This window comes from Amycolatopsis sp. MtRt-6, assembly GCF_017308975.1.
Taxonomy (GTDB): Bacteria; Actinomycetota; Actinomycetes; order Mycobacteriales; family Pseudonocardiaceae; genus Amycolatopsis.
Window position 1 is genome coordinate 214,292 of record NZ_JADWPD010000004.1, and the last position, 18,193, is coordinate 232,484.

At 71.1% G+C, this 18,193-nt stretch carries 13 protein-coding genes; 8 read left to right on the forward strand and 5 right to left on the reverse strand.

Annotated features, from left to right (window positions below; translation table 11 throughout):
• Window positions 1-21 precede the first annotated feature (21 nt).
• The 4 genes from chvE to I4Q55_RS09690 all read left to right on the forward strand — a co-directional run bounded on the left by chvE (window position 22) and on the right by I4Q55_RS09690 (window position 6,044).
• Window positions 22-1,128 carry a multiple monosaccharide ABC transporter substrate-binding protein gene (gene chvE / locus I4Q55_RS09675; RefSeq protein ID WP_242545623.1) on the forward strand — a complete coding sequence of 369 codons (1,107 nt, stop codon included), beginning with the start codon at window positions 22-24 and terminating at the stop codon, window positions 1,126-1,128.
• Complete coding sequence (gene mmsA, locus I4Q55_RS09680) at window positions 1,125-2,645, forward strand: multiple monosaccharide ABC transporter ATP-binding protein (protein WP_206785911.1); 1,521 nt, start codon at window positions 1,125-1,127, stop codon at window positions 2,643-2,645. Before chvE ends, mmsA begins: the two co-directional genes overlap by 4 nt.
• Window positions 2,642-3,862, forward strand: coding sequence for a multiple monosaccharide ABC transporter permease (mmsB, locus tag I4Q55_RS09685; RefSeq protein WP_206785913.1), 1,221 nt, complete (start codon window positions 2,642-2,644; stop codon window positions 3,860-3,862). Before mmsA ends, mmsB begins: the two co-directional genes overlap by 4 nt.
• 136 nt (window positions 3,863-3,998) lie before the next feature.
• A complete protein-coding gene (locus I4Q55_RS09690) occupies window positions 3,999-6,044 on the forward strand; it encodes a glycoside hydrolase family 2 protein (protein WP_206785915.1) in 2,046 nt (681 codons plus the stop codon).
• Between the two features lie 4 nt (window positions 6,045-6,048).
• Here I4Q55_RS09690 and I4Q55_RS09695 read toward each other — a convergent pair whose 3' ends face one another.
• A complete protein-coding gene (locus tag I4Q55_RS09695) occupies window positions 6,049-7,500 on the reverse strand; it encodes a DUF1996 domain-containing protein (protein ID WP_206785917.1) in 1,452 nt (483 codons plus the stop codon).
• A gap of 240 nt (window positions 7,501-7,740) precedes the next feature.
• On the opposite strand from I4Q55_RS09695, the gene I4Q55_RS09700 reads away from it, so the two are divergent.
• Window positions 7,741-8,565: a substrate-binding domain-containing protein gene (locus I4Q55_RS09700; RefSeq protein WP_206785919.1), complete on the forward strand. Its 825-nt coding sequence runs from the start codon at window positions 7,741-7,743 to the stop codon at window positions 8,563-8,565.
• Between the two features lie 130 nt (window positions 8,566-8,695).
• Here I4Q55_RS09700 and I4Q55_RS09705 read toward each other — a convergent pair whose 3' ends face one another.
• From I4Q55_RS09705 to I4Q55_RS50545, 4 genes are all read right to left on the reverse strand, one after another.
• Complete coding sequence (locus tag I4Q55_RS09705; RefSeq protein WP_206785921.1) at window positions 8,696-9,910, reverse strand: cytochrome P450; 1,215 nt, start codon at window positions 9,908-9,910, stop codon at window positions 8,696-8,698.
• Between the two features lie 78 nt (window positions 9,911-9,988).
• Window positions 9,989-11,119 (reverse strand): MFS transporter, encoded by a 1,131-nt coding sequence (locus I4Q55_RS09710; protein WP_206785923.1) that lies wholly within the window; start codon window positions 11,117-11,119, stop codon window positions 9,989-9,991.
• A 93-nt stretch (window positions 11,120-11,212) separates the two neighbouring features.
• Window positions 11,213-13,162, reverse strand: a complete 1,950-nt coding sequence (glpK, locus tag I4Q55_RS09715; protein WP_206785925.1) for a glycerol kinase GlpK — start codon at window positions 13,160-13,162, stop codon at window positions 11,213-11,215.
• A gap of 10 nt (window positions 13,163-13,172) precedes the next feature.
• Window positions 13,173-13,925 (reverse strand): IclR family transcriptional regulator, encoded by a 753-nt coding sequence (locus I4Q55_RS50545; protein ID WP_206785927.1) that lies wholly within the window; start codon window positions 13,923-13,925, stop codon window positions 13,173-13,175.
• Between the two features lie 154 nt (window positions 13,926-14,079).
• On the opposite strand from I4Q55_RS50545, the gene I4Q55_RS09725 reads away from it, so the two are divergent.
• Genes I4Q55_RS09725 through glpD form a run of 3 tightly spaced genes read left to right on the forward strand, consistent with a single transcriptional unit; the run spans window position 14,080 to window position 18,139 of the window.
• Entirely contained in the window at window positions 14,080-14,901 is an 822-nt protein-coding gene (locus tag I4Q55_RS09725; protein ID WP_206785929.1) for an MIP/aquaporin family protein, read from the forward strand.
• Window positions 14,902-14,915: 14 nt separating this feature from the next.
• Window positions 14,916-16,430: a glycerol kinase GlpK gene (gene glpK / locus I4Q55_RS09730; RefSeq protein WP_206785931.1), complete on the forward strand. Its 1,515-nt coding sequence runs from the start codon at window positions 14,916-14,918 to the stop codon at window positions 16,428-16,430.
• A 20-nt stretch (window positions 16,431-16,450) separates the two neighbouring features.
• Complete coding sequence (gene glpD, locus I4Q55_RS09735; RefSeq protein ID WP_206785940.1) at window positions 16,451-18,139, forward strand: glycerol-3-phosphate dehydrogenase; 1,689 nt, start codon at window positions 16,451-16,453, stop codon at window positions 18,137-18,139.
• Window positions 18,140-18,193 lie beyond the last annotated feature (54 nt).

Sequence of the window (18,193 nt, forward strand, 5' to 3'; positions counted from 1 at the left end):
TCGAGAAAGGAAGAAGGAACGATGAAGTTCACCAGAGGAATCGCGGCGGTCGCCGCCGCGGGGCTGGCGCTCACGCTGTCGGCGTGCGGCTCGAGCCAGAAGACCGCCGACCAGACCGCGGCGCCCGGTGCCGCGAGCGCCGAGGGCGCCCTGGTCGGCGTCACCATGCCGACCAAGTCGTCGGAGCGCTGGATCCACGACGGCGACAACATCAAGTCCGCCCTGGAGAAGCTCGGCTACAAGGTCGACCTCCAGTACGCCGAGAACGACATCCCCACCCAGGTGAACCAGATCGAGAACCAGATCACCAAGGGCGCCAAGCTCCTGGTCATCGCCTCGATCGACGGCACCGCGATCACCACCCAGCTGCAGGAGGCCGCGGACAAGAAGATCCCGGTCATCGCCTACGACCGGCTGATCCGCAACTCGCCGAACGTCGACTACTACGCCACCTTCGACAACTTCAAGGTCGGCGTCGAGCAGGCGAACTCGCTGGTCAAGGGCCTGGGTGACGGGCCGGGGCCGTTCAACATCGAGCTGTTCGCCGGTTCCCCGGACGACAACAACGCGACCTTCTTCTTCAACGGCGCGATGTCGGTGCTCAAGCCCCTGATGGACAGCGGCAAGCTGGTCGTCAAGAGCGGCCAGACCGACTTCGCCCGCGCGGCCATCCTCCGCTGGGACCCGGCCACCGCGCAGCGGCGCATGGAAGACCTGCTCACCAAGACCTACACCGGTGGCGCGAAGGTCCAGGGCGTGCTCTCGCCGTACGACGGCCTGTCGATCGGCATCCTGTCGGCGCTGAAGAGCAACGGCTACGGCACCGCCGGCCAGCCGTACCCGATCGTCACCGGGCAGGACGCCGAGGTCGCCTCGGTCAAGTCCATCATCGCCGGTGAGCAGTACTCGACGATCTTCAAGGACACCCGCAAGCTCGCCGACACCACCGTCAAGATGGCCGACGCGGTGCTGAAGGGCCAGCAGCCCGAGGTCAACAACACGAAGGACTACGACAACGGCAAGAAGGTCGTCCCGTCCTACCTGCTGCAGCCGGTCACCGTGGACAAGGCGAACTACCAGAAGGAACTCGTCGACTCGGGCTACTACACGGCAGGTCAGCTGAAATGACCGAACTGCTCGGCATGCGCGGGATCACCAAGACCTTCCCCGGGGTCAAGGCGCTGTCGGACGTCAACCTTTCCGTGCGCCGCGGGGAAATCCACGCGATCTGCGGGGAGAACGGCGCCGGGAAGTCCACCCTGATGAAGGTGCTCTCGGGCGTCTACCCGCACGGGAGCTACGACGGCGAGATCACCTTCGACGGGCAGCGGTGCGAGTTCGGGTCGGTGCGCGACAGCGAACGGCGCGGGATCGTGATCATCCACCAGGAACTCGCGCTGTGCGGTCAGTTGTCGATCGCGGAGAACATCTTCCTCGGCAACGAGCAGCACAAGCGGGGCTGGATCGACTGGAACCGCACCAACCACGAGGCCGGCGCGCTGCTCAAGCGCGTCGGCCTCGCCGAAAACCCCACCCGGGCGGTGCAGGAGCTCGGTGTCGGCAAGCAGCAGCTCGTCGAGATCGCGAAGGCACTGTCCAAAGAGGTCAAGCTGCTCATCCTCGACGAGCCCACCGCGGCGCTCAACGACGACGACTCGGCCCACCTGCTCGAGCTGCTGCGCGGGCTGCGGGACGAGGGCGTCACGTGCGTGATCATCTCGCACAAGCTCGGCGAGGTGACGGCGATCGCCGACAACGTCACGATCCTGCGTGACGGCAAGACGATCGAGACCCTGGAAGCGGCGGGGCTGACGGAAGAGCGCATCATCACCGGGATGGTCGGCCGCGACCTCGAGCACCGGTTCCCGCCGCGGGAGCCGGAGATCGGCGAAGAGGTGCTGCGGATCGAGGACTGGACCGTGCACAGCCCCACCCAGGCCGGGCGGGTCGTCGTCGACCGCGCGTCGCTCTCGCTGCGGCGCGGGGAAATCGTCGGCCTGGCCGGGCTGATGGGTGCGGGCCGGACCGAGTTCGCGATGAGCGTGTTCGGCCGGTCGTGGGGCAAGGACATCTCCGGCCGGATCCTCAAGGACGGCAAGGAGATCGAGATCCGGTCGGTGCAGGACGCCGTCCGCCACGGGATCGCCTACGCCACCGAGGACCGCAAGCGCTACGGGCTCAACCTGATCGAGGACATCCAGCGCAACGTGTCCGCGGCCGGGCTGGGCAAGCTGGCCAAGCGCGGCTGGGTCAACGAGCACGCCGAGCACGACACCGCCAACCGGTTCCGCCGCGATCTGCGGATCAAGGCGCCGAGCGTGCAGAGCGTGACCGGGAAGCTCTCCGGCGGCAACCAGCAGAAGGTCGTGCTGGCCAAGTGGATCTTCACCGATCCGGACGTGCTGATCCTGGACGAGCCGACCCGCGGCATCGACGTGGGCGCGAAGTTCGAGATCTACACGATCATCAACGAGCTGGCCGCCCAGGGGAAGGCCGTGCTGGTCATCTCCTCCGAGCTGCCGGAGCTGCTCGGGCTCTGCGACCGGATCTACGCGCTGTCGGCGGGGCGGATCACCGGCGAGGCCAAGCGCGAAGAAGCCACTCAGGAACTGCTGATGCAGTACATGACTAAGGAACGGGAATGACCACGACCGACGCGCGGCCCGCCGTGCCCCCGGTTGAGCGCTCCAAGCGGAGGATCTCGATCAACCCGCGCCAGAGCGGCATCTACGTCGCGTTCGCGCTGATCGTGGTGCTGTTCGAGGTGCTCACCGGCGGCGCGCTGCTGGAACCGCAGAACATCTCCAACATCATCGTGCAGAACAGCTACGTGCTGATCCTCGCGATCGGGATGATCCTGGTGATCATCTCCGGGCACATCGACCTGTCCGCCGGGTCGGTCGTCGCGATGACCGGTGCGGTGTCGGCGGTGCTGATGGTGAACGCGAAGGTGCCGTGGGGCTGGGCCGTGCTGATCACGCTCGCCGTCGGCGCGGCGATCGGCGCGTGGCAGGGCTACTGGGTCGCCTACTTCGGCATCCCGGCGTTCATCGTGACGCTCGCGGGCATGCTGGCGTTCCGGGCCCTGACCCTGACGGTGCTGGGCAACCAGGGCATCGGCCCGTTCCCGGACACGATCCGCACGCTGTCCAACGGCTTCACCGACGGCTACCTGGGCAACATCGGCCTCGGCCCGCTCGGCGGCGCCGACCTGGTGTCGCTGCTGGCCGGCGTCGCCGCGGTGGCCGGGATCGTGTTCACGCAGTGGCGCAAGCGGATGGGCCGGCTGGGCTACGGCCAGGACGTCGACCCGTTCCCGCTGTTCGTGCTGAAGCTCGCCGGGATCGCGGTGCTGGTGCTGGCGCTGGTCGTGCAGCTGGCGCGGTTCAAGAACCTGCCGTGGGTGCTCATCCTGCTGACGGTGCTGGTGCTCGGCTACTCGCTGGTGGCGGGCAAGTCGGTGTTCGGGCGGCACATCTACGCCGTCGGCGGCAACCTGCAGGCCGCGACGCTCTCGGGCGTCAAGGTCAAGCAGGTGACGTTCTGGATCTTCGTCAACATGGGCGTGCTGGCCGCGCTCGCGGGCATCATCTTCGCCGGCCGCCTCAACCAGGCGGGCCCGACGGCCGGTGTCAACTTCGAGCTGGACGCGATCGCGGCGGCGTTCATCGGCGGCGCGGCCGTCCAGGGCGGCGTCGGCAAGGTGGTCGGCGCGATCACCGGCGGCCTGATCATGGCGGTGATCAACAACGGCATGTCGCTGATCGGTGCGCCGAGCGAGCGGGTCATGCTCGTCAAGGGCGTCGTGCTGCTGGCCGCGGTGGCGTACGACATCTGGACGAAGCGCCGCGCGGCTTCCTGAGCCGGGCGGTTCGGTAAGGGGCCTTTCCCGTTCGCGGGGGAGGCCCCTTTCGCATTCGACGAATTGTCTCTTTCGAAGTTCTCGAACGCGCTGGGAATTTCTTGACCTGCCTTGGCGGCGCGGTCATAGTCCGGGAATGCGCCGCCTCGTCCTCGCCCTGGTCACCCTGCTGCTGTGCGGTTTCGGCGTCCCGGCCGCGGTGGCGGCGCCGGGGCACGCCCGCACCGAAACCGTGCTGGCCACCGGCTGGAAATTCCACCTCGGCGACGTCGCGGGAGCCGCGGCCCCCGATTTCGACGACTTCGCATGGACGCCGGTTTCGCTGCCGCACACGTGGAACGCGGCCGACGGCGCCGACGGCGGCGGCAACTACCGGCGCGACGTCGGGTGGTACCGGACCCGGCTGGCCGTCCCGGCCGGGAACCGGCGGGTGTTCCTGCAGTTCGACGGCGCGAACCTGGTCACCGACGTCTACGTCGGCGGCCGCCGCGCCGGACGGCACGAAGGCGGCTACTCGGGCTTCCGGTTCGACATCACCGACCTGGCGCCCGCGGGCCGGACGGTGTCCGTCGCGGTGGCGGTCGACAACCGGAAGAACGCGGACGTGGCCCCGCTCGACGGCGACTTCACCCTGTTCGGCGGCCTCTACCGCGACGTCCGGCTGATCACCACCGACCCGGTGCACGTCGACGCCCTCGACCACGGCGGCCCGGGCGTCGCCGTGCGGCAGCGGGCGCTCACCGCGGCGGCGGCCGACCTCGACGTGACGACCCGGGTCACCAATGACACGGCGGCGACCCGGCGGATCCCTGTCCGGACGGTGGTCCGGGACGCCGGGCGCCGGGTGGTGGCGGTCGCGGCCACGGTGGTGACCGTGGGAGCCGGCCGGACCGTGCCGGTGACGTCGGCGCTGCGCGTCGTCCGGCCGCACCGGTGGAACGGCGTGCGGGATCCCTACCTGTACTCGGTGACCGCGGAGGTGGGCGGCGACGCGGTGACCGTCCCGCTGGGACTGCGCACGTTCGCCGCCGACCCGGAACGCGGCTTCTTCCTCAACGGCGTCCCGTACCCGCTGCACGGGGTGAACACCCAGCTGCCCAGCCGTCCGGACCGCGGTGCGGCGGTCTCCGACGCCGACATCGACGCCGACTACGCGCTGATCGCCGAGCTGGGCGCGAACGCCGTCCGGATGTCCCACTACCAGCATTCGCCCCGCGAGTACGAGCTCGCCGACCGGCTGGGCCTGGTGGTGTGGACGGAGGTGCCGCTGGTCGGGTTCGTCACCGATTCCCCGGCCTTCACGGCGAACGCCGAGGCGCAGGCGCACGAGCTGGTCCGGCAGAACTTCAACCACCCGTCGGTGGCGCTGTGGGGCCTCGGCAACGAGCAGTACGTCTCCAGCCCGGCCGCGAACGCCGTGCTCGCCGCCGTGCAGGACGTCTTCCGCGCCGACGACCCGGACCGGCTCACGACGTACGCGCACTGCTGCCTGTCCGACACCGACGCCCTGGCCGGGCACGCGGACCTCACCGGCTACAACCGCTACTACGGCTGGTACCTGCCCGGCGCGGCGAACCTGGGGAAGTGGGCGGACGACCTGCACCGGGCCGAGCCCGGCCGCCGGATCTCGGTCTCGGAGTACGGGGCCGGGGCGAGCGTCCGGCAGCACGAGCAGCACCCCGTCCCGCCGGTGCCGGGCGGGAAGTGGCACCCGGAGGAGTACCAGGCGGAGGTCGCCGAGGCCTCGTGGCGGGCGATCGAGGCCCGCCCGTACCTGTGGGGCAGCTTCGTCTGGGTGATGTTCGACTTCGCCTCGGACGGCCGCGACGAGGGCGACCGCCCGGGCATCAACGACAAGGGGCTGGTCACCGACAACCGGGTGACCAGGAAGGACGCGTTCTACTGGTACCAGGCGAACTGGTCGCCGCGGCCGGTCCTGCACATCACCTCGGCGCGCGACTCGGTCCGGACGACCGCCACGACCGACGTCAAGGTCTACGCCGGCACCGCGCCGGTCAGCCTGACGGTCAACGGCGTCCCGCTCGGCACCCGGGTGCCGGACGACCACATCGCCGGCTGGCCCGGCGTCGCCCTGCGGCCCGGACCCAACGTGGTCCGGGCCACCAGCGTGCAGGACGGCCGGGTGCTGACGGACACCGTCACCTGGACCCGGCCGTCCTGACCTGTCACTGGTTGCAGCGCTTGCCGGTGTTGATGCAGTTGACGACCTGGTTCATCAGGCGCTGGCCCATGACGTTGGCGAAGTCGTCGTGGTCCGAGCGGGGGTTGTGGTTCTCCTGCTCGAAGGCGTCCACTTTGTACTGGCCCTTGACCTGGATGTCCCGCGGGATGTCGTAGATCAGCTTGATCACCAGCTGGGGCACGTTCTTGAAGCCCTGCGGGCACTTGCCCTGCTGGTCGGCGAACACGATGTGCGAGCGGTGGTTGGCGCTGTCGATGTTCTTGCCGTCCCAGCAGTTCGGGAAGGCGTGGATGCGCTCGACCTTGCTGTTCTGCGGGCAGATCGGGTAGCGGTCGGTGAGCCGGTCCTCGAACCCGGTGCAGGTCCAGCTCGGCCGGGCGTTGGCCGGGCCGTTGGTGCTCTGCTTGGCGTCGCCGTAGAGGACGCGCAGGAACTGCGGCATCGCGACGACCTTGTCCGCCCCGCCGCTGGTGAACGTGATGATCGCGGCGCGGACGCGCTGGATCTCGCCGTCGTTGTTGCCGACCTCGTTCTTGTCGTTGACGCCGGGCAGTTCCGCCGGCTGGCCGCCCGAGTTCTGGCCGCCGTTGTCGAGGCCGCCCTGGCCGTTCTGCTTGAGCGCGCACTGCGCGAGCCCACCCAGGTTCGTCGGCTTCGCGGCGCGGCGGCCGATCGAGATGGCGATCCGGTCGATGGTGGCCACCCGCTTGTCCTTGAGCGGGCCGACGACGGCGTTCTGGATGTCCTGCGGGGTCTTCAGGTCGCCGTTGGCGATCCGCTTGTTGGCCTCGTCGATCTGCTTGTCGAGCAGGTCGAGGTTCCGGTTGACCTCGTCCTGGGCCTGGTCCGGGACGTCGGGCAGCTTGCTCGCGACGTCGGGGCACTCGACCTGGGCACTTGCCTTGTCCTTCGCGCTGCCGGCGCGGTCGGGCTGCGTGGCGGGCGGGTTCTTTTCCTCCTCTTCCCCGCCGGTGTCGATGCGGACGACGGGCCAGAAGTAGGCGGACTTGTCGCCGTTCTTGCAGGTGGTGCCGGCCTTCGAGAGGCTCTTGTTGTTGGAGTCGGCGTTCGTGGAGAGGTTGCCGACGTAGTCGTGCAGGTGCTGGGCACCGTTCTTGATCCCCGGCTGGGCGATGAAGTTGTCCGGGTTGAAGTGCTGGTTTTCGTTGCGGCCGCAGTCCACGGTGAACGTGCCGCGGGCGCCCTTCTGCTGCAGCGCCTTGTTGACGTTGAGGCCGGCGGGGACCTTCGCGATGTCGATGAAGAACGACGGGTCGGCCTCGTCGGCGCTGGCCTCGCCGGTGCGGCCGGCGGTGGTCGCCACGACGATGCCGCCGACGGCCAGCGCGAGCGCCAGGCCTCCGGTCGCGATCTTCGTGCGGCGGGTGATGCGATGTCTGCCCGTGGCGGGGGTGCGGGAAGTATTCCGGGCCATGTTCACCTCGTTCGGTTTTCCGGGCACGCCGAAAACGGCCTGCGTGCCCGGGCTGGAGACGCGCGGAACCCGGGGAGTGGCATCGGGGCAGCGGGTATCGGGGGAACCCGCCCGGTGTCACTGGTTCCGGCATTGGGGGGAACGGCCGCCGGACGGGTCCGGTTCAGCCCGTTATCTTTTCGTTATTTATGCAAGGTGAACAAAGTTCACGTCCTTCTGTGTGATCGCTAACATCGACCCATGTCCGCGGACGACGCAGGTCCCGATGGCCCACGGCCCCTCCGGCGACGGGGCACGCTCGGGGTGGTCGCGACCGGATCGTCGGCGTCGGGGCCGGTGTTGCACGGCCTGCGCGCGGCCGCCCGCGAGCAGGAGTACGTGCTGAGCGTCTTCAGCGTGTCGAGCAAGAGCAGCGCGGCGGTGCTGGCCGCGGTGGCCGGCCTGCAGCTGCAGGGCGTGGCCGGGATCGTGGTGCTCGACGGATATCTGCTGGCCGAGCTGGCCCCGGTCGCCGGCATCCCGCTGGTCCCGGCGGCGTCGACCGACCAGTACGCGGGTGCCCGCCAGGCGACCGAGCACCTCCTGGAGCTGGGCCACCCGACGGTCTGGCACCTCGGCGGCCCGGAGGAGGGCCCGGTGGCCCGCGCCCGCGAGCGCGGCTGGCGCGAGACCCTGGAACGCCACGGAGCCGAGGTCCCCCCGGTGGTCCGCGGCGACTGGTCGGCGCGCTCGGGCTTCCGCGCGGGCCAGTCCCTGGCGGTCGAATCCGGCGTGGGCGCGGTGTTCTCGGCGAACGACCACATGGCACTCGGCCTCCTGGCGGCCTTCGCGGAGGCGGGCATGCGAGTCCCCCGCGACGCCCACGTGGTCGGCTTCGACGACGTCCCCGAGGCGGCGTACTTCGCACCCCCGCTGACCACGGTCCGCCAGGACTACGTGGCGGCGGGCCGCCGCACGCTGGCCACCCTGTCGGCCCGCATCGACGGCGTGGCGGTCCCGGCGTGGGCGACCGTCGAGGCCGAGCTGGTGGTGCGGGAGAGCAGCCGCTGCCTCAAGGGCGCCTAGGACGCCGCGCCGGCAGCCAGCGCCCCAATGTGGCCTTGGTTGCGTTGAACGCACCGAAGGCCACATTGGGTGCGTTGAACGCACCGAAGGCCACCTTGGGGCGCTCGTCGCGGCCGGCCGCCGTCGCGGGTTACCGGGTCAGGGGGAGGGCCGCCATCCCGCGGAGCGCCGGGTTCGCGCGGCGCTCCACCGCACCGCCGATCCGCAGCGTCGGGAACCGCTTTCCCAGCTGTTCGAGCAACACAGTGATCTCGAGCCGCGCCAACGCCGCGCCGAGACACAGGTGCAGGCCGTGGCCGAAGAACAGCCCGCGGCCGTCGTCGCGGGTGATGTCGAAGCGGTCCGGGTCCGGGAAGCGCGCGGGGTCGCGGTTCGCCGCTCCGCCCAGGATCACGACCATGTCGTCCGGTGGGATCTCGTGGCCGTCGATGACCGCCGGACCGGCGGCCGCGCGCTGGCTCATCTGGGCGGCGCCGTCCCAGCGCAGGATCTCCTCGGCCGCGCCCGCCGCCAGGCCCGGCTCGGCGGTGAGGAGGGCGAACTGGTCCGGGTGGGTCAGCAGCGCGTGGATCCCGTTGCCCAGGGCACCCGCGGTGGTTTCGTAGCCGCCGCCGAACAACACGAGGAGCGCGTTGCGCACCTCCTCCTCGGACATCAGCTCCGCGTCGGCGGCGGGCCGGGCCAGCAGCGCGGACGTCAGGTCGTCGCGCGGCTCGGCCCGCCGCCGCGCGATCAGCTCCGTGAAGTAGTCCCGGAACTCGACGGCGGCCGCGTCGACCTCGGCGCGCAGCTCCGCCGGCATGGCCGGGTCGACCTGCTTGCCGATCAGGTCGGTGAGCAGGCGGAGCCGGTCGTGGTCGGCGTCGGGCACGCCGACCAGGTCGCCGATCACGGCCATGCCGAGCGGGTAGAGGACCGTGCCGACGAACTCCGCCGCGGTCCCGTCCGCCGTGGCGTCGGCGAAACTGTCCAGCAGCCGGTCGGTGGCCCGGCGGACGGCGGGCTCCAGCGCCTGGACGCGCCGGACGGTGAAGTCGCGGACGAGCAGGCGCCGCTCGCGCGTGTGCTCCGGCGGGTTCTTCCACGGCAGGAGAGCGGTCAGCAACACCATCGCGGGGTTGTCGCGCCAGCCCGGCCGGTGCCGGTCGCGCCACTGCGCGTCCAGCACCCGGAACGTCTCGCCGTCGGCGAGCACCTGCTGGCAGTCGGCGAACCGGCTGAGGACCCAGCCGCCGAAGACCTCGCTGCGGAAGATCGGTGTTTCCGCGCGGAGCTTCGCGTAGATCGGGTACGGATCGGCGAGCCCCGCCGGGCCGGCCAGGGACAGCAGAGCGGCGTCGGACACGAGAGCTCCCTCCGGTGGCGAAACGGTGTCCGCAGTCTTCTCCCCGACACCGTGCCGGGGCAGGGGCCGGACCCGGTGTCACCCCGATGGCAGAGCGGCGGCGAGCGCGAGCAGCGCGAGCGCGGCCACCGGAGCGAGGGCGAAGGCGGCGGAGGCGCCCAGTGCGTCGGCGGTGTGCCCGGCAAGGTACGCCGCCAGCGCCGAACCGGCCGCACTGCTGGAGTTGTTCCAGGTGAGCGCCCGGGTGAGGACCGCCGGGTCGGCGGCCCGCTCGGTGAGGACGTTCAGCAGGACCAGCGTGGGCGGGATCGCCGCCTCGGTGACGACCACCGCGACACCGAGCCAGAACGCGGACGCCGCCAGGGGAAGCAGCAGTGCCGTGGCCGCCAAGTACGCCGCGACGGCGACGACCTGGAGACGCGCCGGGGCGCGGTGCCGCCGCAGTCCGTAGACCCAGCCGGAAACCAGCCCGGCGACACTCCCGGCGGCCACGATCGGCGCGGCCGCGCCGGGCACGCCGTGCTCCGTGGCGAACGCGCTCACCGAGACACCCATGGTCCCGAAGTACAGCCCCACGGCCAGGTTGAGCAGGGCGAGGCGGAGGAACCGCGGCCGCAGGGAACCGGGGCGAGCGGGCGGTGGCGCGGTCCGGCGCTGGGCGGCCAGGGCCGCGCCGCCGCCGACGACGAGTGCTGCGGCGAGCGCGCTGGCCAGGGGTGCGTGACCGGCCGCCCCGAGCGCGGTGGCCAGGACCGGCCCGAGGAAGAACGCGGTGGCGTTGGCCAGCGACTCCAGCGAAAAGGCGGTGGGCAGGTCGGCGGGACGCAGCAGGCGCGCCCAGCGGACCGCGGAGAGCGCGCCGAGCTGGGGGACGGCCGCGCCCGCGCAGCCGGCGAAGGCGATCGCCGCCGGGCTGGGTGACCAGAGCACTCCGGCGATGGCGAGCCCGTGCACGGCCACGGAAAACGGCAGGACACGGGCCTGTCCGAACCGGTCGACCAGGCGGGCGAGCTGCGGACCGAGCACGGCTTCGGCGACGGCGAACGCGGCCGTGGCGAGGCCGGCGGTGCCGTAGGAACCGGTGCGGGCGTGGAGCAGCCACAGCAGGCCGAGGCCGGTCATGGCGATGCCCACGCGTCCCGCGGCGGCGGTGAAGAAAAAGGCGGCGGCGCCGGGAACGCGCAGCACCGAGAGATATCCGGACGACATGGGGAGTCCCCTGTGGAGGGACGCGGCCCGGCCAAGGCGGGTCCGGACGACTGGGGACACCCTGACAGACGGAAACCGGACCGCGCAACGGGTTTAGAGCTTCAAACGGTCGCCGAGTCCGCGGATATGATCCGCCGTACCGCAGTCCAGGTCCAGCTGGCGGCGGCGTTCCGCGACGAACGCGCGGCCCAGGCCCGTCCGGTCCGAAGTGGACATACTCCGGCGCAGTTCGTTCAGCAGCCCGCGTTCCTCGCCGCGGACGTGGGCGTCCACGACGTTCTCCAGACGCAGCAACGCCTTCTCGAAGTCGTCGCCCTCCAGGACCGCCAGCAGGTCGTCGGCGAAGGGGGAGCCGGGCGCGGCCGGGCGGACGATCCGCTCGGTCGCCGTCACGTGGGCGACCAGCAGCGCCGACAGCTCCGCCACCAACGCCGGCCGGTCGGCTTCGCTGTTGCGCAGGTCGCGCAGCAGCTGCTCGAACCGGCGGTGGTCGGCCAGCAGCACCTCGACCAGGTCCGAGCCCGGCGCCGCCGCGGCCGGGGCCGGGCGCATCCAGCCGAACGTCAGCTCCACCGCCTGGCGCCAGTGCGCGTACTCGGAGTCGCGGCGGGCCGGGTCCATCGCCGGCAGCCACTGGCCGGCCCGATGCCAGTTGCGCCGCAGCCCCTCCAGGTCCGGCCAGTACCCGACCGACAGCCCGGCCGCATACGCCGCGCCGAGCGACACCGTCTCGGCCACCATCGGGCGCACCACCGGCACGTCGAGGACGTCGGCGATGAACTGCATCAGCAGGTTGTCCGCGGTCATGCCGCCGTCGACCTTCAACGTCGAGAGCGCCAGCCCCGAGTCGGCGTTCATCGCGTCGACGACCTCACGGGTCTGCCAGCCGGTCGCTTCCAGCACCGCCCGCGCCAGATGGCCCTTCGTGATGTACGACGTCAGCCCGGCGATCACGCCACGCGCTTCGCTGTGCCAGTGCGGCGCGAACAGCCCCGAGAACGCGGGCACGATGTAGCAGCCGCCGTTGTCCTCGACGGTCCGGGCGAGGGTCTCGATCTCGGGCGCGCTGCCGATCAGCTCCAGCCCGTCCCGGAACCACTGCACGAGCGACCCGGTGACGGCGATCGACCCTTCCAGGGCGTACACCGCCGGCTCGTCCCCGATCTTGAAGCCGACCGTGGTGAGCATGCCGTGGGTGGAGAGCACCGGCGTCGGGCCGGTGTTGAGCAGCAGGAAGCTGCCGGTGCCGTAGGTGCATTTCGCCTCGCCGGGCGCGAAGCAGGTCTGGCCGAACAGCGCGGCCTGCTGGTCGCCCAGCGCCGCGGCGATCCGGATGCCGGGGACCACTCGGCTGGTCGTGCCGTAGACCTCCGTCGACGAGCGGATCTCCGGCAGCATCGCGCGCGGGACGTCGAAGAACTCCAGCAGCTCGTCGTCCCAGCTCAGGGTGCGCAGGTTCATCAGCATGGTGCGCGAGGCGTTGGTGACGTCGGTGACGTGCACGCCGCCCTCCGCGCCGCCGGTGAGGTTCCAGATCAGCCAGCTCTCGATGGTGCCGAAGAGGACGTCGCCGCGTTCGGCGCGCTCGCGCAGCCCGGGCGTGCGTTCGAGCAGCCAGCGGATGCGCGGCGCGGAGAAGTACGTGGCCAGGGGCAGGCCGCACAGCTTCCGCACGCGCTCGGCGCCGGGTTCGCGGGCGAGCTGTTCGAGCATGGCGTCGGTGCGGGTGTCCTGCCAGACGATCGCCCGCCCGACCGGGTTGCCGGTCCGCCGGTCCCACAGCACGGTGGTCTCGCGCTGGTTGGCGATCCCGAGCCCGACGACCTGCTCGGCGGTGGCGCCGGCGTCGGCCAGTGCCTGCGGCACGATCCGGGAGAGGTTCCGCCAGATCTCGGTCGCGTCGTGCTCGACCCAGCCGGGCCGCGGGAAGTGCTGCTGGTGCTCCCGCTGCACGACGGAGACGAGCCGCCCGCGGGCGTCGAACAGGATGCACCGGGTGGAGGTGGTGCCCTGGTCGATGGACATCACGTACCGCTGGACCATGGTCCTCCCTTCACCATCGGGCCGCGCCGAGATCGCGGGACACCGCGCGGGCCGCGTCGCGGACCTGGCTCAGCAGTCTCGGGCTCGGTGCGCCGTCGGGCTCGCAGATCCGGTCGGCCGCGCCCGACACCCCGATCGCGCCGACCACGATGCCGCCGTGGCCGCGGATCGGCGCCGCGATGCCCGCCTCGCCGGCGATCATCTCGCCGTTCTCGGCCGCCCAGCCCGCCTCCCGTACCTTGGCACACGCCCGCTTGATCGCCGTCTGGGTGACCAGGGTGCGGCGCGTGTACGGCTCCGGGGTCGCCTTCAGCGTCGTGTCGTAGGCCAGCAGGACCTTCCCCAGCGCGGTCGCGTGCAGCGGCAGCAGCGTGCCGACGTCGAGGGTCTGCAGGCTGTCGTCCGGGCGGAACACGTGGTGCACGACCAATACCCGGCCTTCCAGCGGCGCCCCGATCCGGACCGCCTCGCCGCTGCGGGCGGCCAGCGCGTCGGCCCAGTTGATCGCGCGGGAACGCAGCTCGTTGACGTCGAGGTAGCTCGTGCCCAGGTGCAGCAGCGCCGCGCCGAGCTGGTACTTCCCCGTGTCGCGGTCCTGCTCGACGAAGCCGACGCCCTGCAGCGTGCGCAGGATCCCGTGCGCGGTGCCCTTCGCCAGTTCGAGGGACTCGGCGATCTCGCCGACGCCCAGGCGCCCGGAGCCGCGCGCCAGCAACCGCAGGATGGCGGCGGCGCGCTCGATGGACTGGATCGGACCGGGCACGGCGCGACCTTAACCTGACCGGCCCTGATTCGACAATGTCGAACATCCACTTCGGCCGTTCGACAATGCCGACCGCTGTCCGTTGACCGGCCTGACACGCGAACTTAACTTTCCCTCACCAATAGGGGGACAAGGTCCTTTGTGGAGGAAAGCAATGGTGCGAAGCCTCAAGGCCCGCGGGCTCGCCGGCGAGATGGCCGCCGAGTTCGTGGGGACGATGATCCTCATCCTGTTCGGATGCGGGGTGGTGGCGCAGGTCGTCGCCGCGGGCATCGGGGACCACGACAGCATCGCCTGGGCCTGGGGCCTCGGCGTCACGCTCGGTGTTTACGTCGCTTCGCGGATCAGCGGCGCCCACCTGAACCCGGCCGTGACCATCGCCCTGGCGGTGTTCAAGGGCTTCGAGTGGCGCAAGGTCGCCCCCTACGCCCTGGCCCAGACCGCGGGCGCGTTCCTCGCCGCCATGCTGGTGCGCTGGAACTACACCGAGGTCCTCAACGCCAAGGACCCCGGCCTCACCATCAAGACCCAAGGCGTGTTCTCCACCCTTCCGGGTAACGGCACGCTTCCCGTGGGTGACTGGGCCGCCTTCCGCGACCAGATCATCGGCACCGCGATCCTCGTCCTGGTGATCTTCGCGATCACCGACCTGCGCAACACCGCCCCGGCCGCGAACCTCGCCCCGGTCGTCGTCGGCTTCCTCGTCGTCGCCATCGGCATGGCCTGGGGCACCAACGCCGGCTACGCGATCAACCCGGCCCGCGACTTCGGCCCGCGCCTGGCGTCCTGGCTGACCGGCTACGACACGGCGTTCACCGACCAGTACGGGTTCCCGTACTGGTGGATCCCGATCGTGGCGCCGGTCATCGGCGCGGTCATCGGCGGCGCGATCTACAAGTACCTGATCGAGCGGAACCTGCCCGCCGACGCCCCGCTGGACAGCATGCCCGCCAAGGACCTCGAGCCCGCCAAGTGAACAGGAGCACGACCATGCCGGACTTCGTCGGTGCCGTGGACCAGGGCACGACCAGCACCCGCTTCATGATCTTCGACCACGGCGGCAACGAAATCGCCCGCCACCAGCTCGAGCACGAGCAGATCCTGCCCAAGCCGGGCTGGGTCGAGCACGACGCCACCGAGATCTGGGAACGCACCCGCTCGGTCATCGCGACCGCGCTCAACAAGGCCAACCTGACGGTGAACGACCTGGCCGCGCTCGGCATCACCAACCAGCGCGAGACCACCGTCGTCTGGAACCGCCGCACCGGCCGCCCGTACGGCAACGCGATCGTCTGGCAGGACACCCGGACCGACCGCATCGCCTCGGCGCTCGAGCGCGAGGGCAAGGGCGACATCATCCGCCGCAAGGCCGGCCTGCCGCCCGCCACCTACTTCTCCGGCGGCAAGCTGCAGTGGATCCTGGAGAACATCCCGGGCGTGCGCGAGGACGCCGAGAAGGGCGACGCCCTCTTCGGCACCACCGACTCGTGGCTGATCTGGAACCTCACCGGCGGCCCGGACGGCGGCGTGCACGTCACCGACCCGACCAACGCCTCGCGCACCATGCTCATGGACCTCGAGACGCTGGACTGGGACGACGAGCTCCTGTCGTTCTTCGACGTCCCGCGGCAGATGCTCCCGGCGATCCGGCCCTCGTCGAACCCGGGCTTCGGCACCACCCGCGCGGACGGCCCGCTCGGCGGCGAGGTCGCCATCACCGGCGTCCTCGGCGACCAGCAGGCCGCCACCGTCGGGCAGGTCTGCTTCCGCCCCGGCGAGGCCAAGAACACCTACGGCACCGGCAACTTCCTGCTGCTCAACACCGGCCAGGAGCTGGTCCGCTCGAAGCACGGCCTGCTGACGACGCTGTGCTACCAGTTCGGCGACGACAAGCCGGTCTACGCGCTGGAAGGCTCGATCGCCGTCACCGGTTCGGCCGTGCAGTGGCTGCGCGACCAGCTCGGCATCATCAGCGGTGCGGCGCAGAGCGAGAGCCTGGCCCGCCAGGTCGAGGACAACGGCGGCGTCTACTTCGTCCCGGCGTTCTCCGGCCTGTTCGCCCCGTACTGGCGCTCCGACGCCCGCGGCGCGATCGTCGGCCTCACCCGCGCCACGACCAACGCCCACATCGCGCGGGCCACCCTGGAAGCGATCTGCTACCAGACCCGCGACGTCGTCGAGGCGATGCAGAACGACTCCGGCGTGACGCTGGACGTGTTGCGTGTGGACGGTGGCGTCACCGCCAACGAGCTGTGCATGCAGCTGCAGGCGGACATCCTCGGCGTGCCGGTGTCGAAGCCGGTCGTCGCCGAGACCACCGCGCTCGGCGCCGCCTACGCCGCCGGGCTGGCGGTCGGCTTCTGGAAGTCGACCGACGAGCTCGAGCAGAACTGGAACGAGGACAAGCGCTGGACGCCGACCTGGAGCGACGAGCAGCGCGCCGAGGGCTACGCGGGCTGGCAGAAGGCCGTCGGCCGCACGCTCGACTGGGTCGACGTGCAGTGAACAGCAGGAGGAGGAACACCGTGACCGCGCTTTCCCCGCAGTACCGGGCGGAGACACTGCGGAAGCTGGCCGGCGAAGAGGTCGACGTGCTCGTCGTCGGCGGGGGAGTGACCGGGGCCGGCGTCGCGCTCGACGCCGCGTCCCGGGGGCTGTCGACCGCGCTGGTCGAGGCCCGCGACTTCGCCGCCGGCACGTCCAGCCGGTCGTCCAAGCTGATCCACGGCGGCCTGCGCTACCTGGAGCAGCTGGACTTCAAGCTGGTGCGCGAAGCGCTCAAGGAGCGGGGGCTGCTGCTGCAGAAGCTGGCCCCGCACCTGGTGCGGCCGGTGAAGTTCCTGGTCCCGCTGCAGCACCGGGTGTGGGAGCGCGGCTACATCGGCGCCGGCGTCACGCTGTACGACACCCTCGGCGGCGCCCGCGCGCTGCCGCGGCACCGGCACCTGTCCAAGCGGGGCGCCTTCAAGGTGGCCCCGGCGCTGGCGGACGACGCGCTGATCGGGGCGATCCAGTACTACGACGCCCAGGTCGACGACGCCCGCCACACGATGACGATCGCCCGGACGGCCGCCGAGCAGGGCGCTTCGGTGCTCACGCGGGCTCGCGTGACTTCGCTGCTTCGCGAGGGCGAGCGAGTGGTCGGCGCGAAGGTGGTCGACCGCGAGAGCGGGATCGAGTTCGAGGTCCGTGCCCGCACCGTGGTCGCCGCGACGGGCGTGTGGAGCGACGACATGGCGGAGGCGGCGGGCATTCCGGCGCCGTTCACCGTCCGCGCGTCGAAGGGCATCCACCTGGTGGTGCCGCGGGAGAAGATCGACCTCGACACCGGGCTGATCCTGCGCACGGAGAAGAGCGTCCTGTTCGTCATCCCGTGGGGGCGGCACTGGATCGTCGGCACCACCGACACCGAGTGGGACCTCGACCGCGAGCACCCGGCGGCGAGCCGCGCGGACGTCGACTACGTGCTCGACCACCTCAACGCCGTGCTCCGGACGCCGGTGACGCACGACGACATCGAGGGCGTCTACGCCGGTCTGCGGCCGCTGCTGGCGGCGAAAAAGGCCGCGACGACGAAGCTGTCGCGGGAGCACGCGGTGGCGCACCCGGTCCCGGGCCTGGTCATCGTGGCCGGCGGCAAGTACACGACGTACCGGGTGATGGCCGCGGACGCGGTCGACGTGGCGGTCGAAGAGCTCGGCCGCCCGGCGCCGCCGTCGTGGACCGACCGGCTCCCGATCGCCGGTGCGGAGGGCTACCACGAGCTGTGGGAGGACCGCTTCGCCGTGGCCGCGAAGTCGGGGCTGCCGCTGACCCGCGTCGAGCACCTGCTGCAGCGGTACGGCACGCGGATCTGGAACCTCCTTTCGCTCATCGAGGAGGACCCATCGCTCCGGGAGCCGATCACGGAGACGTCGGAGTACCTCCGGGTGGAGGCGGTGTACGCGGTTTCCCACGAGGGTGCGCTGCACCTGGAGGACGTGCTGACCCGGCGGACGCGCATCTCGATCGAGGAGCGCGACCGCGGCGTCGAGGCGGCGCCCGTGGTGGCCGGCCTGATGGCCCCGCTGCTGGGCTGGGACGCGCACCGGACGGACCGCGAGGTGGCGAACTACCTGGCCCGGGTGGCGGCGGAGCGCTCGGCCCAGGAAGCCCCGGACGACGCGGCGGCGAACGCCACCCGCCTCGCGGCGCCGGCGTTGCTGCCGAGCTAAACCGGTCACCGTCGTCGCGCGTGAACACCCCGGAACCGACCTGACGGGGAGGAA